We start from the raw sequence: 21,421 nt of genomic DNA on the forward strand, positions 1-21,421 counted from the left end.
TGTTCAATCTTTACTTCAATAATCTTGTCATAAAAAAGCCCCGCAAATTGCGGGGCTTTTCATTTTTAACAATTACAATTTTTATTTCTTAGCGAATTTCTTAACGATTTTTTTGCTTCCGTTATTTAATTCAATGATGTAAATTCCTGTATTTAATTTACTTACATCGACAGCATTTTCATTAAGTTTTCCAGAACCAAGCTGTTGTCCTAATGCGTTTATAATTTTATATGTATATCCGTTACTTTCTGAAACCGAAATATTTAATTCGCTTTCAACCGGATTTGGATATAGTGCAAAACTTGAAGTTTCGGTAGTTTCTGTTAAGTTTGCAATACCTTCTTCAACAATTGCGCCTGAAGCGGTAATGTTTATAGAATAATCTTCAACTTGTCCGTAAGAGAAAGCCTCACAAGAAGTTGGAACTGCATTATATTTCATAGAAACTCTTAATCTTGTTGTACCAAGAGCTGCCGTTGCCGGAATTGTGATTGTTCCTGTTACCGGAGTTGTTTTTGATGCTGTTTTTGTCCAAACTGTTTCACCTGAATCTGAAAAATCACCATCTTGATTGTAATCTATAAATACTGCATATCCTTCATTATACGTTGTAGATGTCCAAACTGGCGTAATTGTAATTGTATAAGCCGTTCCTCTCGATGCATTTGTAGAAATAGCGGTATAATTTTCATATCCTGTTGTTCCTGTTGAAGTATTATTGATGGTACCAAACACAACTTTACTAATTCTTTCATCTGCAGTACTATTTCCCTGAGATGCACAATACGTTACACCGGCAGTAGTTGTTGTAACGTTTACTGTATTACTTGAAGCTGATGTATTTCCTGCAGCATCTTTGGCTTTTACACTAAATGTATACGCTGTTGATGCTGTTAAACCTGTTACCGTGTAAGATGTTGTTGCCGAAGAACCTTTTAAAGTTGTTCCCTGATAGATATCATATCCTGTTACTGCCACATTATCTGTAGAAGCTGTCCAGGTTAAATTAGTTGTTGTTCCTGTTGTTCCTGAAGCTGCTAAAGCTGTTGGAGTACTTGGCGCAACTGTATCTGTAGATCCTGAATATGCGGCTCCAATACCAACGGCATAAAATGCGTTTGTTGTAGCGATAACTTCTGCAGATCCTGCACCGTACAATTCAATAGCAGATTGTATTCCGTATGTTCTTGCAATTGCATAAGTCGAGTTGGCACTTAAATATTCGCTCTCTAAACGATATGCAATTTTTGCTGCTTTATCAATCGTAATTCCTGTTACGTTGTAAGCATTTCCAATATCATTTGTTCCTGTTTTACCAACTGAAAGGATATAAAACCAGTGATTTAAAACTCCTGAATTTGTATGTACACCACATTGATCATTGTTATTTGTTGGTGTACAGTTTACGTTTACCCAATATGTTCCTCCGTAAGTATCCGGTTGTCCTTCGGCATTTGGATTACTCATAGAACGCAAAGCAGTGTGCCCGCTTCTTCTCTCGATATCTTCACCTACTAACCAGGTCGATTTTGTTGGTGCAGCACGATATTCGATACAAGCTCCCCAAATATCAGAGAATCCTTCATTCATGGCTCCTGATTCTTTTTGGTAAGCCAGATTTGCTGTATAAGTACATACAGCATGTCCTATTTCATGTCCGGCAACATCCATTGCTGTTAAAACATCAAATCCTCCCGTTCCTGTTCCGTCACCATAAGTCATCACACTTCCGTTCCAGAATGCGTTATTATTATCCGGATATCCGGCGGCAACTAAGTTATAATGTACATAACTTTTAATTTTTGCTCCGGCATCATCATAACTGTTTCTTCCGTGTACAACAGACCAGTAATCATAAGTCATTTCTGCACCCCAATGAGCATCAAGAGCACCATTGTCTTTATTGGTGTTGTTAAATTCAGCCGCTGTCCAGTTATTATCTGCATCTGTAAAGTTTGTTGTTGGATATGTTGCTGTTCTGGCAGAATTATAGGTTTGAATTCCTAATCCGCGGGTTCCATCTAATAAAATATAAGAAGATCCGCTTAAAGTTGTTTGTATGGTTTGCGTTCCGCTATAGCGAGTGGCCGCATTTGCTGCAACAATTGCCATTTTTGAAGCTGCTGCATTTTTCTCTGTAGTATTTAAAATTGCGTTTGATTTTCCGTGTATATTTTCGCCGGCATGTTTTATAGTTGCGTTATAGAAAAGTGCTTTCCCTGTTTCGGCATCTATATAAAGATCTCCACGGCTTAAAGGTTTTGTGGCATAAATATCAAACTTGTATGCCAAACGAACTTTATCTGTTGTGCGTTTTTCACCTTGTTCTTCCATTGCAGGAAGTAAAACAAGTTCACCTTTTGGTTTTTCATAATCCATTGCCGCAGCATCTTGTGGTTTTTCCCAAAGATATTCTGTTGCGTGTGTGTAACTAAGTGCTTTATTAAAAGCTTCTGCTGCAGAAAGTGAAGGAGTAATTTTTACATTTTCGATATTATAGAATTCTCCATTCATGGAAATCAATTTGCCGTCTTTTGAATGCAAAGTATAATTCGCGAATTCTACTTTGATTCCTTGTTCATACAATTGAAATTTTTCATGGGTATATCCTTGTTTATCAGATACGGTTTTAATTTTTGCAAAAGACTGTGTCTCTTTTAATCCAAGTTGTTCTTTAAAAACTTTTTGTGAATCTGAACCTTTATAGGTCGATTTTTCATTAAAAGTAATTAAACTTGGTTGCCCGTTTTCTGAAACACTTTTTTGATTCACTTGCTTATCTGTCTGAGCAAATGAAGAAAGAGTGAAAGTAAATACAACAGCTGTTGTAATAAATCCTGGTAATTTTTTTTTCATAATCTAAGGGGTTTTTAAAGTTTGGTTAAATGATTACAAATAAAATATTTAAAGTAAGTAAATACTTTATTTTGGAATAAAAGTATTTTAATTTTGTTAGATAGTCGATGAAATTTGCCGTTAATCGATAAAATGCAACATTTTTTACCTTAAATTCACTTTTATTTAACAAACTGTAAGAATTTCACAAACAAAATGCCCAAAATTTATTAATTTAACTGATGCGAAAAACTTTATATAAAAAAAATAGTACAGATAATCAGTGTTATAAGTAATAAAACCTGACATACACTTAAATTTATCCTACAAAAAAATCAGCTAAAAAGCTGACTTTTATTAAGCATTATTAGCCTTAAATCGTTCATAAAATCCAATACGATTTATTAACTATTTATTTTTTGGTGAATTTTTTAACTATTCTTTTTTCGTTATTATTTAATTCTAGTAGATAAATGCCGGTATTTAATTGGGTAACATCAATGGCATTTCCTGACAACTCACCAAAAATTACTGGTTGACCAACAGTATTTGTAATAACAAATGAATATCCGGTATTGTTAAGAAATGAAATATTGAGTTTATCTACAACGGGATTTGGATATAATGCAAAACCCGAAGTATTGGTTGTTTCAAATAACTCAGAGGCTGTTTTTGATGTAAATGCGCCTTGTTCATATATAATGTTTATAGAATAATCTTCAACATCTCCGTAAAAGGAATTTTCGCAAGGACTTGAAAGAGCGCCTTGTTTCATAGAAATTCTCATTCTTGTATTCCCAAGTTGTGCTGTTAGAGGAATTGTAATTGTTCCTGTTACAGGATTTGATGTCGATGATGTTTGTGTAAAGGCAGTTTCTCCGGTATCTGTAAAATCACCATCCTGATTATAATCTATAAATACCGAATAGTATTTGCTGGATGGAAGTAAGGACCAGGACGGAGTGATTTTGATTGTATTGCCCGTTCCTATTTGTACATCTGTAGATAATGAGCTGAAATTTTCATATCCAAATATCCCTATAGAAAAATTGTTAATTGTTCCAAAGGCTACTTTATTAATTTTTTCATCTAGTCCTAAATAGCTTTGAGACGCACAGTAATTTAGATTAGGAACGCTATAAGCAGGACCAACTCCTACAGCATAAAATGCATTGGTAGTTGCAATAACTTCCGGCGAATTTACTCCATATAAATCTATTGCCGATTGTATACCGGAAAGTCTTGCAGCAGCATAATTTGAATTGGAAGTTAGATAGACACTTTTTATACGGTAAGCAATTTTTGCCGCTTTTTCAATAGTTATGCCTGTAACATTGTATGTACTTCCTATATCATTTGTTCCTGTTTTTCCAACGGACAAAATATAAAACCAATGACTAAGAACTCCGCCATTGTAATGAACTCCACAGAGATCATTGTTATTTGTTGGTGTACAATTATTTGTGTTTATCCAATAGGTTCCTCCATAAGTATCCGGATATCCTTCTCTTTTAGGATCACTCATAGAGCGTGGAGAAAGATGACCTATCCTCCTGTCAATATCTTCGCCACTTTCCCAAATAGATTTTGTTGGTGTTACCCTACTTTCTATAGCTGCTGACCAGATATCAGAAAAACCCTCATTAAGAGCTCCTGATTCTTTTTGATAAACCAAATCTGCTGTGTAAGTACATATGGCATGACCTATTTCGTGTGCAATAATATCCAATGATGTTAATATGTCCAGAAATCCTGACCCTTCTGCTTCTGTTGCATTACCGTCACAGTAAGTCATCCCAGTTCCATTCCAAAAGGCATTATTATTGTCCGGATATCCGGTTGCAATTAGATTAAAATGTACATAATTATCAATTCTTCCTCCTGCATTATCAAAACTGTTTCTGCCATGAACTTGTAACCAATAATCATAAGTCATTTCGGCACCCCAATGTGCATCAAGTGCGCCGTTATCTTTATTTGCATTTGCAAATTCCGCTGCAGTCCAGTTATTATCTGCATCTGTAAAGTTTGTTGTGGGATATGTCGCTGTTCTTTCACAATTATAAGTATGAATTCCATTTCCGCGATTTGCCTCTGACAATATGTAGGAACCTCCATTTAAGGTAGTTTGAATAATCTGTGTTCCGCTATAACGCGTTGCGGCATTTGCAGAAACAACTAAAGTCTCTGCATTAGAAATCTCTTTGTTATCCATTAATTTACCTGATATTGGTTTATCGTGACCAGGACTTCTAAAATGTTTTATTGTTGCATTATAAAATAAGGCTTCTCCGGTTTGGGCATCGATATACAAATCACCTCTGCTTATTGGGTTTGTTGCATAAATATCAAATTTATAAGCGAGCCGAACTTTATCTTCGGTTCTGCTTTCTCCCTGATTTTCCATATCGGTAAAAGAACCAACTCGCCTTTTGGTTTTTGATAGTTCATTCTTTTGGCATCTTCGGGAGTTTCCCACATATATTGCTTTGCATTAATATGGATAATTGCCTTGTTAAGTGCTTCTTCGGGAGAAAGTACGGGGCTTGTTTTTACATTTTGGATATTATAATATTCACCATTCATTGCTGTTAGTTTTCCATTTTTTGAATGCAAATTGTAACTCGCAAATTCTACTTTAATACCTTGTTGATATAGTTGAAATTTTTCGTGCGTAAATCCTTCCGGATCTGATTCAGTTTTGATTTTTATAAAAGATTGGTTTTCTTTCAAACCCAATTGATCCTGAAAGACTTTTTGTGAATCTGAAGTTTTATAAGTTGACTGATCACTAAAGGTAATTAAACCGGGTTGTCCGTTTTCTGATACCGTTTTTTGATTTACGCTCTTGTCAGTTACCTGAGCCACTGTAGATAATGAGAATACCATACCAACAGCAGCTGTTATGATCATTTTGGGTAGTTTTCCTTCCATAATAAAATTATTTTAAGTTTAATTAAATGGATTAAAAAACAAATAGTCTTTGTAAGTAAATACTTTGTTTAAGGTAAAAGTATTTTATTACTAATAGATTATCGCTGAAATTTCCTGCTAATCGACAAGATGCAGTGTTTTTTATTTTTAACGCACTATAATTAAAAAAACTATAATAATTTGATAAACAAAATGGCGGAAATAAATTATACTACTGATTTACAACATCTTATAAAAAAATAATCATTTCAACTTCTGATTTTTTTAAAACAAAAAAGGCTTGCTCTTTTCAGAACAAGCCTTTTATATTTTATGATAATTATGCTAACTAATATCCATTTCAGGAATTTCACCTTCAATAATTAACTCAGCTTCTGTAGATGCAATGATATGCTCAACAGAAATGCCTGGCGCTCGTTCTAAGAGCTTAAAACCCTTTTCAGTCACTTCGAGAACTGCAAGTTCTGTTACGACCTTTTTTACACAACCTACGCCTGTTAATGGCAAAGTACATTTTTTTAGTATTTTAGATTCGCCCGCTTTATTAACATGCATCATTGCAACAATAATATTTTCGGCGGAAGCCACTAAATCCATTGCGCCTCCCATTCCTTTTACCATTTTACCCGGAATTTTCCAGTTGGCAATATCTCCGTTTTCAGAAACTTCCATTGCGCCAAGTATGGTTAAATCTACTTTTTGACTGCGGATCATTCCGAAACTAAAAGCTGAATCAAAAAAACTTGCGCCCGGAAGCGTTGTAATAGTTTGTTTTCCGGCATTGATAATATCGGCATCTTCTTCTCCCGCAAAAGGAAATGGTCCCATACCAAGAACTCCATTTTCACTTTGAAACTCAACGGCTATATCTTCTCTGACATAATTGGCAACCAAAGTAGGTATTCCGATTCCAAGATTAACAAAATATCGGTTTTTTACTTCTTTAGCAATTCGTTTTGCAATATCTTCTTTTGTTAACATAGTTTAATGATTCAATTTAGAAATTAGATAATTAGATAATGCCTTATTGCACGATCTCAATAATCTAATTATCACATTTTATATCTAATACTTTACTTTATGTAGTTCATCTTAATAATCTAATTATCAAGTAATTTTCAATTATAAATTTTATTAACGCAACATTTTTGCATTAGTAAATTGATTATCTAATTGACAATTATCTCAATTATCTAATTATGCTCTCTGTCTTACTGTTCGCTGCTCAATTCTCTTTTCAAACTTTTCTCCCTGAAAGATACGCTGTATCATAATTCCCGGAATATGTATTTGATTTGGATCTAAGGTTCCAACAGGAACTAATTCTTCAACCTCGGCAATTGTAATTTTTCCGGCTCCGGCCATACAGGCATTAAAGTTTCTGGCTGTTCCTTTGAAGATAAGATTTCCGGCTTCGTCGCCTTTCCATGCTTTTACGATTGCAAAATCTGCTTTAAAAGCTTCTTCCATAATATGCATTTTACCATTGAATTCACGAACTTCTTTTCCTTCGGCAACTTCGGTTCCGAAACCAGCCGGAGTGAAGAAAGCCGGAATTCCCGCTTGTGCTGCACGACAGCGTTCTGCCAAAGTTCCTTGTGGCGTTAACTCAACGTCTAATTCTCCGGAAAGCATCTGACGCTCAAATTCTGCATTTTCACCTACATAAGAGGAAATCATTTTTTTAATTTGTTTCTTCTGCAAAAGCAATCCTAAACCAAAATCATCAACACCCGCATTGTTTGAAATACAGGTTAAATTAGAAATTGATGTATTTACCAAAGCAGTAATAGTATTTTCAGGGATTCCGCACAAACCAAAACCACCAAACATAATGGTCATTCCGCTTTCTATTCCTTTTATAGCATCGTGAACGCTCTCTACTTTTTTTGTTATCATAACAAAGGGTCTTTATTACTGTATATTTTTGATAAAAATACCATTTTTAGATTAAATTATAACGATTTCGTAATGTTTTTATTTTGGCAGTTTTAATGACCAATATTTAATTCCATGCGAAAATGCACCTGCTAAAGCATGTTTTTATTTATGTAAATATATCTCGTAGAGATTAAATGTTGGTAGAAAATATATTGTCCGTAATATTTTTGTCCCATAGGGACTATACGTTGAATTCATTAAGATTCTGAAAAGTTTAGTCCCTACGGGACATTCCGGAATGCCATATCGTTATTTGCTACCAACATTTAACTCCTAAAGGAGTATAGCAACATTACTCCAAAAAAAATCCTTTTGTATTCTTCCGAATTTCAGAAGGCACAAAAGGATTTTTTTTTAGATCCTGCAAGATTTTACAAAACCTTATAGAAAAACTGAAAACTGCGACTGTATGAACTGCGACTGAAAACTATAGTTCAAACTCGTCTGTATTTTGTTCTGTTTGCGTAGTATCTTTCACTTTTGGTGCGCTATAGCAATCTACTTTTATAGAAAGATTTGCCGGACGCTCAAATTCTGATTTAGAAACCTGAAGATTTGGATCGGCATAACAAAGTTTCATGAAATAAGCCCAAACCGGCAATGCAGCAGTTGCTCCTTGTCCGTAAGTTAAACTTTTAAAACGTGCTGAACGGTCTTCACAACCAACCCAAACACCGGTTACTAAGTTTGGAACCATTCCCATGAACCAACCATCAGATTGATTTTGTGTTGTTCCTGTTTTACCCGCAATCGGATTTTTGAACATGTATGGATATCCTGTCCAGCGGTTATCTCCGCTTCCACCGCCTTGTGTACGCAAACGTGCACCAGAACCGGTTTCTGTAACTCCCTGCAATAATTTGATTACGGCAAAAGCAATATCTTTATTTAAAACGTCGTGTGATTCAGGAATTGGCTCATAAATAACCTCTCCGCTTTTATTTTCGATACGGCTTAAAAATTGTGGTTTTACATAAACACCCTGATTTGCAAAGGTACTATAGGCCGCAACCATATCTTCGACAGTAATATCTACAGCTCCTAAAGCGATTGATGGCTGAACAGGAATTTCTGTTTTAACGCCTAATTTATGTGTTAATTCAACTACGGCTTCCGGACCAACACGATCTATTAATTTTGCCGAAACTGTATTGATCGAATTTGCCAAACCTTGTTTTAAGGTTACCATTCCGCGATATCTGTTGTCTGAGTTTCTTGGTTCCCAGTCTTCCGTTACGTGGTGACGTCCTTTATGAATCATAAAAGGTCCGTCTAAAATAGAATCGCAAGGAGACATATTTAATTCTTCGATAGCAGTTGCATAAACAAAAGGTTTAAAAGTAGAACCTACTTGTCTTGCTCCCTGTCCTACGTGATCGTATTGGAAATATTTATAATTGATTCCGCCAACCCACGCTTTAATATTTCCGGTTTGTGGCTCCATCGCCATTAAACCAGACTGCAAAAAGTGTTTGTAATAACGAATAGAATCCAGCGGTGTCATAATAGTATCACGCTCGCCTTTCCAGGTAAAAATGCGCATTTGTGTTTTTACCTTGAATGAAGCAATGATATCGTCTTCGCTTTTATCCATATCTTTCATGATTGCCCAACGTGTTGAGTTTTTCATGGCCTGCATCATAAGTTTATCTGTTTCTGCCTGGGTGATATTTACAAAAGGTGCATTTTTATTGTTTTTCTGTTCGATGAAAAATTGTTGTTGTAAATTTTTCATGTGTGCAGAAACTGCTTCTTCAGCATATTGCTGCATTCTTGAATCGATAGTTGTATATATTTTCAAACCATCTTTGTAGATATCATAATCAGAACCGTCCGGCTTTTTGTTTTCAGCCATCCATTTCTTCATATAATCACGAAGGTATTCTCTAAAATAGGTTGCTGTACCTTCACGGTGACTTTCAAGTTTGAATTTTAATGCGATCGGTAAGGCTTGTAATCTTTCTTTTTCTGATTCGGAAATCATCTTAGCCTTTTCCATTTGTGACAAAACCACGTTACGACGGTTTTTTACTCCTTCGGGATTTCTTACAGGATTGTATAATCCGGAGTTTTTGAACATTCCCACTAAAATAGCAGATTCATCCATTGTTAGATCTTTTGGATCTTTAGAAAAATAGGTTTGCGCCGCAGAACTTACTCCAACAGAATAGTTTCCGAAGTCATAAACATTGCAATACATTGCCAAAATTTCATTTTTGGTATATTGTCTTTCCAGACGAATGGCGATAATCCACTCTTTTATTTTCTGTACAACCCTAAAAGGCAAGAACTTAGAGCCTTCTCCGTGAAATAATTGTTTTGCTAATTGTTGCGTTAAAGTACTTGCTCCACCATTTGTTCCTAAAGTAAAAACGGCTCTTAAAGTTCCGCGTCCGTCAATTCCTGAATGTTCGTAGAAACGCGCATCTTCGGTAGCGACCAAAGCTTCAACTAAACTTTTTGGCAAATCCGAATATTTCAATTGTGATCTGTTGGTTTTGAAATACTTACCAATTACAACGCCGTCAGACGAAATAATTTCTGTAGCCAGATTAGAGTCCGGATTTTCTAAATCTTCAAAAGAAGGCATCGATCCGAATAATCCCCACGAAGCAAATAAAAAGAAAGCTAAAATGCCTAATAAAGTATAAGCAAAAACTCTCCAGAATTTCTTTTTATAGTAGTTAATATCTTTAATACTATTAGGTTGATTGTTTTTTTGGGTGGCCATAACTATTTATCTAATCTTTTTGTTCTATTCTAAAACCTACATCTGTAATACCATCTAAAGCTTCAACACCGGGTATTTTACCTGATTCACGAACTGCTTGTTTGATGTGCACTTTATATTTTCCTCTAAATTTTACATCTTCTTTATAAAACAGTTTACTTTCTTTTATGTCTGTAAAACCATTTCCTAACAATGTTCCGTCCGGATTTGCCATTTCATACTCTAAAGTATCAACTTTGGTGAAACCATTTGGCATTTCAATAGCAACAATTAAAAACAAGTTTTTGAAAGGATAATTGTTGTTATCTCTCAAATTTACAAATAAATTGTATTTTTTGGTAGAATCTAAAACCGGCAGATCAAAGGTTACAACACTGTCTTTATGCCAGGCACTTCCAACAGATTTGTACTGATCAAAAACTCTTTTTTTATCACACGAAAAAAGAAGTATTGCTGCCAAAAGAAGAATTCCGCTATTTTTTATTCTCATTTTTAGTAATAATTATAGGTTTTCTCGGTTCAGCCGGTTTATTATTTTCATTCGATTTTGGCTTATTCGAATGATTCGGCTTATTGTTATTATTCTTATTGTTCTGTTTGTTTGGATTTCCTCCTACAGGTTTATTAATGTTAGGGTTATTTGCTTGCTGAGGTTTAACCGGAGCTGCCACAATCGCATTTTCTGCGTTTGGTTTGCGTTTACGATTTGGTTTTTTCTTTCTTTTTGGCTGATCAAAACGGGTTAAACTTTCCTGACCCATTGCATTATTAAAGTCTTTTTCAGGTTCTGAAACTACTTCAATAGCAAAATCTTCCAATGAAGAAACTTTGTTTTTCTGTTTGTTTTCCGCAATAATTTCTTTTACCTGATCTATTTTCAAAACATGCCAGTTTGCGAAGTTATTAGTGTAGGCAAACCACATTAATCCTTTAAAAATATCTTGTTTTTGGCAGATTGCATCTCCTTTTTCTGTCACCAATTTAGTGTCATAATCCGGAAAATCCTTTAATGCATCCATGTAAGTGTCAAGCTCATAGTTTAAGCAACACTTTAATTTTCCGCATTGTCCGGCTAGTTTTTGTGGATTTAGAGAAAGCTGTTGGTAACGTGCCGCTGATGTATTAACACTTCTAAAATCTGTTAACCAAGTCGAACAGCAAAGTTCACGTCCGCAAGAACCAATTCCTCCTAAACGAGCTGCTTCCTGACGGAAACCAACTTGTTTCATTTCGACTCTTGTGCTGAATTCTTTTGCAAAATCTTTAATCAAAAGTCTAAAATCGACTCTGTCATTTGCTGTGTAGTAAAACGTAGCTTTCGATCCGTCTCCCTGAAACTCAATATCAGAAATTTTCATTTCAAGTTTGTGCGAAATCGCTAATTCACGTGCGCGAACTTTCATCGGTTCTTCGCGATCACGCGCTACAGACCAAATATCAATATCTTTTTGGGATGCTTTACGGTAGATTTTAGGTACTTCATTGCTTTCGTGATTTACTCCTTTTTTCTTCATTTGAATTTTTACCAATTCTCCTGTCAGGGTTACAATCCCAATATCATGTCCCGGTGATGCAACAGTTGCTACAATATCACCAATACTTAAAGTTAATTTTTCTGTATTTCTAAAAAATTCCTTACGTCCGTTTTTAAAACGAACCTCCACACAATCAAAAATTGCCTCTCCATTAGACGGACTCATGTTTGCAAGCCAGTCAAAGACGGTCAATTTATTGCAGCTATCGGTGCCGCAAGTCCCATTATTTTTACAACCTTTTGGCGCTCCGCCATCTGAGGTTGAACAACTTGTACATGCCATAATTATATATGTAGTGTTGCAAAAAAAGCAACTTAAGTTCATAAACGTTTGATCGGTAAAGATAGTATTTTTTTTAGTTTGCTTTTAACCATTGTTCTAAAGCTCTGTTAAATAGGTAACTCATTCATTTTTAAGTAAAAAGACTTTCTAAAAATTTTAAATATGGCTTATTCTAATACTCTCATGTCCTATACGGTTAATAAAATGCTACAAAATGAGGGAATTTTGCACCTTCAAACTTTACCAAATTAAAAAAAACCCTAAAGTACTGTTATTCAGAACAAATGCTGTCGATTATTAATGTAAAAAGTACCTGAATAAAGATTGAGTTTGAAAACCAAAATACCTAACTATTAATTACTTAATAACTAATTATGCAAAATTTTCAACATTTACAACTTATTTCATTTGAGCAGACTTTTTATCAAAAAACAAGATTTTCTTTTTGGAATACAATTTCATTTCAACTAGATAAAAATAATTCAGCAGGTATTTCTACGCGTTTAAGATTATTACAAATAATAGTTTTCTTTATGTATTGCTTTGCTATGCAAGGACAATGCACAGTTAATACCATAAATGCAGATTTTGAATATCCTGTAATATCCAGTTCTGGAACAAACATACATCAAGACACATATGCTCCACAACTAGGGTGGAGAACTACTGCCACAGATGGGCAGTTAGAATTTTGGAAAAATGGAGGGACTCAGAATCGTTATGCCTATTCCGGAACTCAATTTGTAGAACTTAATGCCAATCAATCTTCAGGATTATACCAGGATTATGATACATCAATTGCTACTTATTTTAACTATTCATTTGCCCATATGGGCAGAGATGGAGTGGATAAAATGGTCCTAAAAGCTGGTCCTCCCGGAGGTCCCTATACTACTGTCACAACAGTTTCTACTGGAAAAAAATGGGAATTATACGGAGGGACTTATACGGTGCCTAATGGTCAAATTAAAACCCGCTTTATTTTTGAAGCTCTTTCTACTGCTACGAGTGATTTAACGGTGGGTAATTTTCTGGACGCCATAAATTTTACTGCTACAATAGATCCTCCTAAAATTACAGATGGTGATGTTGATCCAGTTTCAGGGGCAATAGTTAAAACAATTAATACTAATACTTCTACTACTTTTACAGTGTCTGGATATCCCGGTGCCATTATTTCCTGGTACGATTCAACCGGAAGTGTATTGTTACATCAAGGTACTACTTTTACAACTCCAATTTTAACAGTAAACACAAAATATAAACTTAAACAAAAGAGTAGTGCAAATTGTGAAAGTAGTTTACAGGAGATTGAGGTTCGTATAGAAACTCCAACAATTTCTGCCTGGTTAAATGTAAGGGACGCAAATAATAATGGTATAATTGAACCGGGAGAAAATATCACTTTTATTTTAAGATTATCAAATACTGATCCTAATCATAAAACTCTTAAAAACGTAACGGGTTCTATTGATATGCCGGCTCATACAACTTTGGTGAGAGGACCGGAATTTATTACCCCTTCAGATAATTCCTTTTCATCTATTGGTGGTTCCACATATACAGATTTTCCGTATCTCTGGAATTTAGACTATATGCGTGATCCGGCTGTGTTAATCGTTGTAAAAGCAGATTGTGACTTAACCGATATAATGCAAATAGAGACCATAGGAAGAATATATATAGATGGGGAAGAGGTAAAAATATCAGTTCCTTCTATTCCAATATCAGATACTGGAACATGGGTAACAACTCCGGGAAATAATAAGTATTTAAATCCACCAACGTTAGTAAATTGTCAAAATTCTGCAGGTTGCCCTTCAGGACTGCCTGTTGCTACTAGTAAAGTAACAGTATTAAATATTACTAATCCTTCAACAGTATTTTTACCAGCTACTATAGATCTGGCAACAACTGTAAACGCAAATAGCTCACTGGGAATTTTAAGCTACTGGAAAGATTCTTTAGCAACGATTCCTTTAACAAATTCTGAAACGGTAGCCGTTTCCGGCACTTATTATATTAAAAACACAACACCTAACGGTTGTCAGATAATTAAACCAGTAGTCGTAACTGTAAATCCAAAACCAGCAATAATTGATGCCAAAGGAATTACGATTTGTAAAGGTGAATCCGGATCATTAACTGCAACTACAGATAGTAAAGCTGAAACGGTGTTTACTGGTACTTGGAATCCTCTTACAGATCCCAAAACATATATGCCAACTAATCCGCGTGTTAATCCTGGAATACCAACTCCACCCTGCTCATTTAATTCAACAGCTACTGCAACATACCATACTAAAACTTTTTCAGTAAATGTAACTGGTATTTACACTATGAAACTGACAGGTTTAAATACTGATTATAGAGCAGGATATATTTACAAAGGTAATTATACACTAGGCACTTGTCCCGGAGATGGAACATGGATTGTGGAAGGCGATGATTATGGCGTTTCGGGGGGGCAAATCCCTACACTTACTGCACGTCTCGAAGTAGGTACTCTCTATACATTAGTATCTCTTGTAAATGCATCTATTTCACAAAAACCAATAGACTATACATGGACATTAACGCCTCCTGAGGACGGCGGATTTTTCTTAAATCCTACAAATTCATGGTATACTTCAGAAACAGGGGGTAATCCAATTGCCTGGGGTTCTAATTTTAATCCTGCTGGAGTTCCCGGATCAGGTTTACCTGATACTAATACACCTGGCAAAACGACTTATTATATTTGGGATGGGATAACCGGTTCTCCTAGAATTGCGGTAGATTTTGTGATTTTACCAGAAGTAGCAAAACCTATAATTAGTACAACAGCTTCAACATGCAGCATGGAAGGCATCAATAAAATTGATAATTATGTTGGTGGCAACACTTATACCTTTGATCCATTGGGACCTGAGGTTTCTGCAAGTAGTGTTATAACCGGAATGATTCCAGGAATAGACTATACGGTTACTTCACGTGATGCGAATACTAATTGTACATCGACTGCATCTGCTCAATTTAGTAAGGTGGCTTTTGATAATTCTAATTGTTTGCCCTTTCTGACAACAGCTGTAAAGTCAATAACCAAGAATGTTTGCAATACTTTTGGGGAAATTATTTCTTATGAAATTACAATCAGCAATACAGGATTTGAAACTGCCAAAGGAGTTGAACTAAATTTAATTTTCCCAACCGGAATGTCTTTTGATTCTGCTACAGCATCGTATTCGAATAGTGCCAGTGGTCCAATAGGACAATTGACTAATGCTAATAGCTCAACTAATCCAATAGTACGGGGATTTGAGATTCCTTTTAATAGTATAGTGATAATTTCACTAAAAGGAAAAATTACTTCTGTATTTCCATCAGGAACTTATAGTGTAAATGCACAGGCAACCTACAATGACCCAACATCGCGTAATCCTAATAAAAAAATAACTCCTTATATAAATTCTTACGCAGGACTAAATAATTATGAAATAGGAGGAGATGTGCTTGGATCTAATTTTAATGGAAGTTTAACTACGGATGATGATGTAAAGATTAATGCGATGCCATTGACGCCAACAATGAGCAAAAAAGATGCAACGTGCTCGGCGGCAGCTACAAGTACCATCAGCAATTATGTTGCAGGGAATACTTATACTTTTGATCCAGCAGGACCAACTGTAGATACAGCAGGACTTATCAGCGGAATGGTAATTGGAACTCCGTATTCCGTAACTTCAGGAGATACTAACTGTACTTCTGCAGCATCAGTTCCTTTTAGCAATGCAGCTCAGTTGGCAACAGCCGAAGTTCCAACTATAACTGCTGTAACAGCAACTTGCTCGGCGGCAGCTACAAGTACCATCAGCAATTATGTTGCAGGGAATATTTATACTTTTGATCCAGCAGGACCAACTGTGGATACAGCAGGACTTATCAGCGGAATGGTAATTGGAACTCCGTATACTGTAACCTCAGGAGATGCTAACTGTACTTCTGCAGCATCTGTGCCTTTTAGTAATGCAGCTCAGTTGACAACAGCCGAAGTTCCGGTAATTGAAAAAACTCCTGCAACTTGCTCGGCGGCAGCTACAAGTACCATCAGCAATTATGTTTTGGGCAATACCTATACTTTTGATCCAGCAGGACCAACTGTGGATACAGCAGGACTTATCAGCGGAATGGTAATTGGAACTCCGTATACTGTAACTTCAGGAGATGCTAATTGTACTTCTGCAGCATCAGTTCCTTTTAGTAATGCAGCTCAGTTGGCAACAGCAGAGGTTCCAACTATAACTGCTGTAACAGCAACTTGTTCGGCGGCAGCTACAAGTACCATCAGCAATTATGTTTTGGGCAATACTTATGCTTTTGATCCGACAGGACCAACTGTGGATACAGCAGGACTTATCAGCGGAATGGTAATTGGAACTCCGTATTCCGTAACTTCAGGAGATACTAACTGTACTTCTGCAGCATCAGTTCCTTTTAGCAATGCAGCTCAGTTGGCAACAGCCGAAGTTCCAACTATAACTGCTGTAACAGCAACTTGCTCGGCGGCAGCTACAAGTACCATCAGCAATTATGTTGCAGGGAATATTTATACTTTTGATCCAGCAGGACCAACTGTGGATACAGCAGGACTTATCAGCGGAATGGTAATTGGAACTCCGTATACTGTAACTTCAGGAGATACCAGCTGTACTTCTGCAGCATCAGTTCCTTTTAGCAATACAGCTCAGTTGGCAACAGCAGAGGTTCCAACTATAACTGCTGTAACAGCAACTTGTTCGGCGGCAGCTACAAGTACCATCAGCAATTATGTTTTGGGCAATACTTATGCTTTTGATCCGACAGGACCAACTGTGGATACAGCAGGACTTATCAGCGGAATGGTAATTGGAACTCCGTATACTGTAACTTCAGGAGATGCTAATTGTACTTCTGCAGCATCAGTTCCTTTTAGCAATGCAGCTCAGTTGACAACAGCAGAGGTTCCAACTATAACTGCTGTAACAGCAACTTGTTCGGCGGCAGCTACAAGTACCATCAGCAATTATGTTTTGGGCAATACTTATGCTTTTGATCCGACAGGACCAACTGTGGATACAGCAGGACTTATCAGTGGAATGGTAATTGGAACTCCGTATACTGCAACTTCAGGAGATGCTAATTGTACTTCTGCAGCATCAGTTCCTTTTAGTAATGCAGCTCAGTTGATAACAGCAGAGGTTCCAACTATAACTGCTGTAACAGCAACGTGCTCGGCGGCAGCTACAAGTACCATCAGCAATTATGCTTTGGGCAATACCTATACTTTTGTTCCAGCAGGACCAACTGTGGATACAGCAGGACTTATCAGCGGAATGGTAATTGGAACTCCGTATTCCGTAACTTCAGGAGACACTAACTGTACTTCTGCAGCATCTGTGCCTTTTAGTAATGCAGCTCAGTTGGCAACAGCAGAGGTTCCGGTAATTGAAAAAACTCCTGCAACTTGCTCGGCGGCAGCTACAAGTACCATCGGCAATTATGTTTTGGGCAATACTTATACTTTTGATCCAGCAGGACCAACTGTGGATACAGCAGGACTTATCAGAGGAATGGTAATTGGAACTCCGTATACTGTAACTTCAGGAGATGCTAACTGTACTTCTGCAGCATCAGTTCCTTTTAGTAATGCAGCTCAGTTGGCAACAGCAGAGGTTCCAACTATAACTGCTGTAACAGCAACTTGCTCGGCGGCAGCTACAAGTACCATCAGCAATTATGTTGCAGGGAATACCTATACTTTTGATCCGACAGGACCAACTGTAGATACAGCAGGGCTTATCAGCGGAATGGTAATTGGAGCTTCGTATTCCGTAACTTCAGGAGATACTAACTGTACTTCTGCAGCATCTGTGCCTTTTAGTAATGCAGCTCAGTTGATAACAGCAGAGGTTCCAACTATAACTGCTGTAACAGCAACTTGCTCGGCGGCAGCTACAAGTACCATCAGCAATTATGTTGCAGGGAATATTTATACTTTTGTTCCAGCAGGACCAACTGTGGATACAGCAGGACTTATCAGCGGAATGATAATTGGAACTCCGTATACTGTAACTTCAGGAGATGCTAATTGTACTTCTGCAGCATCAGTTCCTTTTAGTAATGCAGCTCAGTTGGCAACAGCAGAGGTTCCAACTATAACTGCTGTAACAGCAACTTGTTCGGCGGCAGCTACAAGTACCATCAGCAATTATGTTTTGGGCAATACTTATGCTTTTGATCCGACAGGACCAACTGTGGATACAGCAGGACTTATCAGCGGAATGGTAATTGGAGCTTCGTATTCCGTAACTTCAGGAGATACTAACTGTACTTCTGCAGCATCAGTTCCTTTTAGCAATGCGGCTCAGTTGATAACAGCCGAAGTTCCAACTATAACTGCTGTAACAGCAACTTGTTCGGCAGCAGCTACAAGTACCATCAGCAATTATGTTGCAGGGAATATTTATACTTTTGATCCAGCAGGACCAACTGTGGATACAGCAGGACTTATCAGCGGAATGGTAATTGGAACTCCGTATACTGTAACTTCAGGAGATACCAGCTGTACTTCTGCAGCATCAGTTCCTTTTAGCAATACAGCTCAGTTGGCAACAGCAGAGGTTCCAACTATAACTGCTGTAACAGCAACTTGTTCGGCGGCAGCTACAAGTACCATCAGCAATTATGTTTTGGGCAATACTTATGCTTTTGATCCGACAGGACCAACTGTGGATACAGCAGGACTTATCAGCGGAATGGTAATTGGAACTCCGTATACTGTAACTTCAGGAGATGCTAATTGTACTTCTGCAGCATCAGTTCCTTTTAGCAATGCAGCTCAGTTGACAACAGCCGAAGTTCCAACATTAAGTACTGTAACACAACCTACCTGCGAAACCACAACAGGAAGTTTTACCATTACAAATTACGATATTTTATATAATTATACAATAACTCCAGAAACAGGAGTTGTTCAAACAGGAGCTATAGTAGTTGCTCCAGTCGGGCAATATTTAGTATACGCTAAAAATGGAGATTGCAAATCTGAACCTGAAAATGTTTTCATTATTGCCCCTTCAACATTAACCGCTGACCTTGTTACAAATAGTATAATTCCAGAATATTGTTCAGCAGATAAAGACGGATCATTCAAGATTGAAATTACAGGAGGAATAATGCCTTATACCGTAAGTTTAGATAATAAAAATGGTACATATACTGAAATCAACGATAATGAGAATACTTTTATGAATCTTGGTGGAGGCTCACATACCGTTTATATCAAAGATGCATCAGATTGTGTTACAGAACTTGAAGTGATTATGCCAAAAGCAACTGTAATTAATCCTGTCGCAAACGTTAGTTATTCTTGTCTGAATGATATTCCGTCAAACTCAGTTACAATTTCAGTAGACCCAAGTATTACAGATCTTAATGATTTAGACTACTCTCTGGACGGAATAACTTACCAATCAGATAATACTTTTGTAAATATCCCCCCAGGTAGTCACACGATAAAAGCGAGACACACAAATGGCTGTACACAATCAACCAGAGAATTTATTGTTGACTATATTGAACCTCTAACGTTAACGTTAGCTGATGGAGAACTAAATGAGATTGTAGCAACTACAACAGGTGGGGAAGGACAATACAGATATTCTTTTGAAGGAGAATCTTATAGTACCGTTAATAAGTTCATTATTTATAAATCAGGAACATATACAGTTACTGTAACAGATAAAAATGGATGTACAGCTACCGCTTCAAGATATTTCGAGTACATCGATGTTTGTATACCAAATCACTTTACTCCTAACGGAGATGGAGTAAATGACGAATGGGGTCCAGGATGCAGTATAAATTACAAGCACTTAACGTTCACGATTTTTGACAGACACGGTCGTATAATCGGTAATTATATGTTTGGTCAAAAATGGGATGGGAAATACAATGGCACAGAGTTGTCTTCCGGTGATTACTGGTATGTATTGAAACTCAACGACAATAAGGACAACAGAGAGTTTGTTGGACATTTCACCCTTTACAGATAACTAATAACAAAATAATTATGTTATCTAAAATTTACAATACCATGAAAAAAATTATCATAACAATTATACTTATGGCTGTAACAACAGGTTACAGCCAGGAGTTAAACTTACCGGTTTTTACACAATATTTATCAGATAATCCATTTGTTGTATCGCCAACCTATGCCGGAATTGGAGACAACCTAAGAATTCGCGCCAATGGTTTAACGCAATGGGTGGGCATTAAAGATGCACCAAACAATCAATCTCTATATGCTGATTTTAGAGTTTTGGATCGTTCCGGAGTGGGGATTTCACTTTATAATGACAGCAATGGATATACTAAACAAATGGGGGCTAAAATATCATTTGCCCATCACTTAATTTTAGATTATTATTCAAAGCAATATTTGTCACTTGGGATTTCTTACAACTTTAATAATTTTAAAATTGACGTTGATAAATTCAGACCTACTTATGAAAACCCAATTTCAGATCCCGGCATTACGAATAATCGATATGTAGCTAACAGCAACTTTGATGTAGGAGCATTATACAGAAACAAAGGTTATTTTTTGAGTCTGAATATCAGTAATATACTCGAGAAAAAGATAGATCAATTCACCGGAATAGAGCCAAGTTTACTTCGCAACTATCAATTGTATACAGGATATACGTTTAAAGCTGCTAGCAATAACAAGGTAGAATTCGAACCTTCTGTATATTATCAAATGTTTGCCAGTGATAAGCGTTCCAGTACAGATTTAAATTTTAAGTACCGACAATACAATCGTTACGAAGATTATTTTTGGATCGGAGTTTCTTACCGTTTCTTAAACGATCAGGTTTTAGAACCCTTAATGATCGGACCAATGGCAGGATTTAAAAAGAATGATTTCTATTTTGGATATTCTTATCAGGCATCATTAAACCAGCTTGGAGCTTACAATTCAGGAACACATGTTGTTACTATTGGTATTGACTTTTTACGCGGAATCAGTAATTGTCCTTGTACGCAAAGTCCGGTTCATCACTAAAAACATACGATTCCGGCTCTTATTTCAAGACTCGGATAATTAAATAAAAAAGCCTATTTCGTTTTAACGCGAAAT

10 protein-coding genes are annotated in these 21,421 nt (G+C 36.5%); 2 read left to right on the forward strand and 8 right to left on the reverse strand.

Annotation, left to right across the window (positions count from 1 at the left end; all coding sequences use genetic code 11):
• Positions 1–81: 81 nt before the first annotated feature.
• From OLM54_RS15955 to OLM54_RS15990, 8 genes are all read right to left on the reverse strand, one after another.
• Entirely contained in the window at positions 82–2,856 is a 2,775-nt protein-coding gene (locus tag OLM54_RS15955) for a M4 family metallopeptidase (protein ID WP_264535568.1), read from the reverse strand.
• A 391-nt stretch (positions 2,857–3,247) separates the two neighbouring features.
• On the reverse strand, positions 3,248–5,242 hold the full coding sequence (locus tag OLM54_RS15960) for a M4 family metallopeptidase (protein WP_264535569.1): 1,995 nt from the start codon (positions 5,240–5,242) through the stop codon (positions 3,248–3,250).
• Positions 5,161–5,769 carry a hypothetical protein gene (locus OLM54_RS15965; RefSeq protein ID WP_264535570.1) on the reverse strand — a complete coding sequence of 203 codons (609 nt, stop codon included), beginning with the start codon at positions 5,767–5,769 and terminating at the stop codon, positions 5,161–5,163. The genes OLM54_RS15960 and OLM54_RS15965 overlap by 82 nt, the downstream gene beginning before the upstream one ends.
• Before the next feature lie 324 nt (positions 5,770–6,093).
• Positions 6,094–6,750 (reverse strand): 3-oxoacid CoA-transferase subunit B, encoded by a 657-nt coding sequence (locus OLM54_RS15970; protein ID WP_264535571.1) that lies wholly within the window; start codon positions 6,748–6,750, stop codon positions 6,094–6,096.
• A 216-nt stretch (positions 6,751–6,966) separates the two neighbouring features.
• Complete coding sequence (locus OLM54_RS15975) at positions 6,967–7,668, reverse strand: CoA transferase subunit A (protein ID WP_264535572.1); 702 nt, start codon at positions 7,666–7,668, stop codon at positions 6,967–6,969.
• Positions 7,669–8,137: 469 nt separating this feature from the next.
• Complete coding sequence (locus tag OLM54_RS15980) at positions 8,138–10,441, reverse strand: penicillin-binding protein 1A (RefSeq protein ID WP_264535573.1); 2,304 nt, start codon at positions 10,439–10,441, stop codon at positions 8,138–8,140.
• Between the two features lie 10 nt (positions 10,442–10,451).
• Positions 10,452–10,931 carry a gliding motility lipoprotein GldH gene (locus tag OLM54_RS15985; protein WP_264535574.1) on the reverse strand — a complete coding sequence of 160 codons (480 nt, stop codon included), beginning with the start codon at positions 10,929–10,931 and terminating at the stop codon, positions 10,452–10,454.
• A complete protein-coding gene (locus tag OLM54_RS15990; RefSeq protein WP_264535575.1) occupies positions 10,915–12,258 on the reverse strand; it encodes a stage 0 sporulation family protein in 1,344 nt (447 codons plus the stop codon). The genes OLM54_RS15985 and OLM54_RS15990 overlap by 17 nt, the downstream gene beginning before the upstream one ends.
• A gap of 374 nt (positions 12,259–12,632) precedes the next feature.
• Between OLM54_RS15990 and OLM54_RS15995 the strand changes: the two genes are divergently transcribed.
• On the forward strand, positions 12,633–20,330 hold the full coding sequence (locus tag OLM54_RS15995; RefSeq protein ID WP_264535576.1) for a T9SS type B sorting domain-containing protein: 7,698 nt from the start codon (positions 12,633–12,635) through the stop codon (positions 20,328–20,330).
• A gap of 41 nt (positions 20,331–20,371) precedes the next feature.
• On the forward strand, positions 20,372–21,346 hold the full coding sequence (locus OLM54_RS16000; RefSeq protein WP_264535577.1) for a type IX secretion system membrane protein PorP/SprF: 975 nt from the start codon (positions 20,372–20,374) through the stop codon (positions 21,344–21,346).
• The last annotated feature ends 75 nt before the right edge of the window (positions 21,347–21,421 follow it).

Origin of the sequence: Flavobacterium sp. N1736, assembly GCF_025947065.1 — a bacterium.
Classification (GTDB): domain Bacteria; phylum Bacteroidota; class Bacteroidia; order Flavobacteriales; family Flavobacteriaceae; genus Flavobacterium.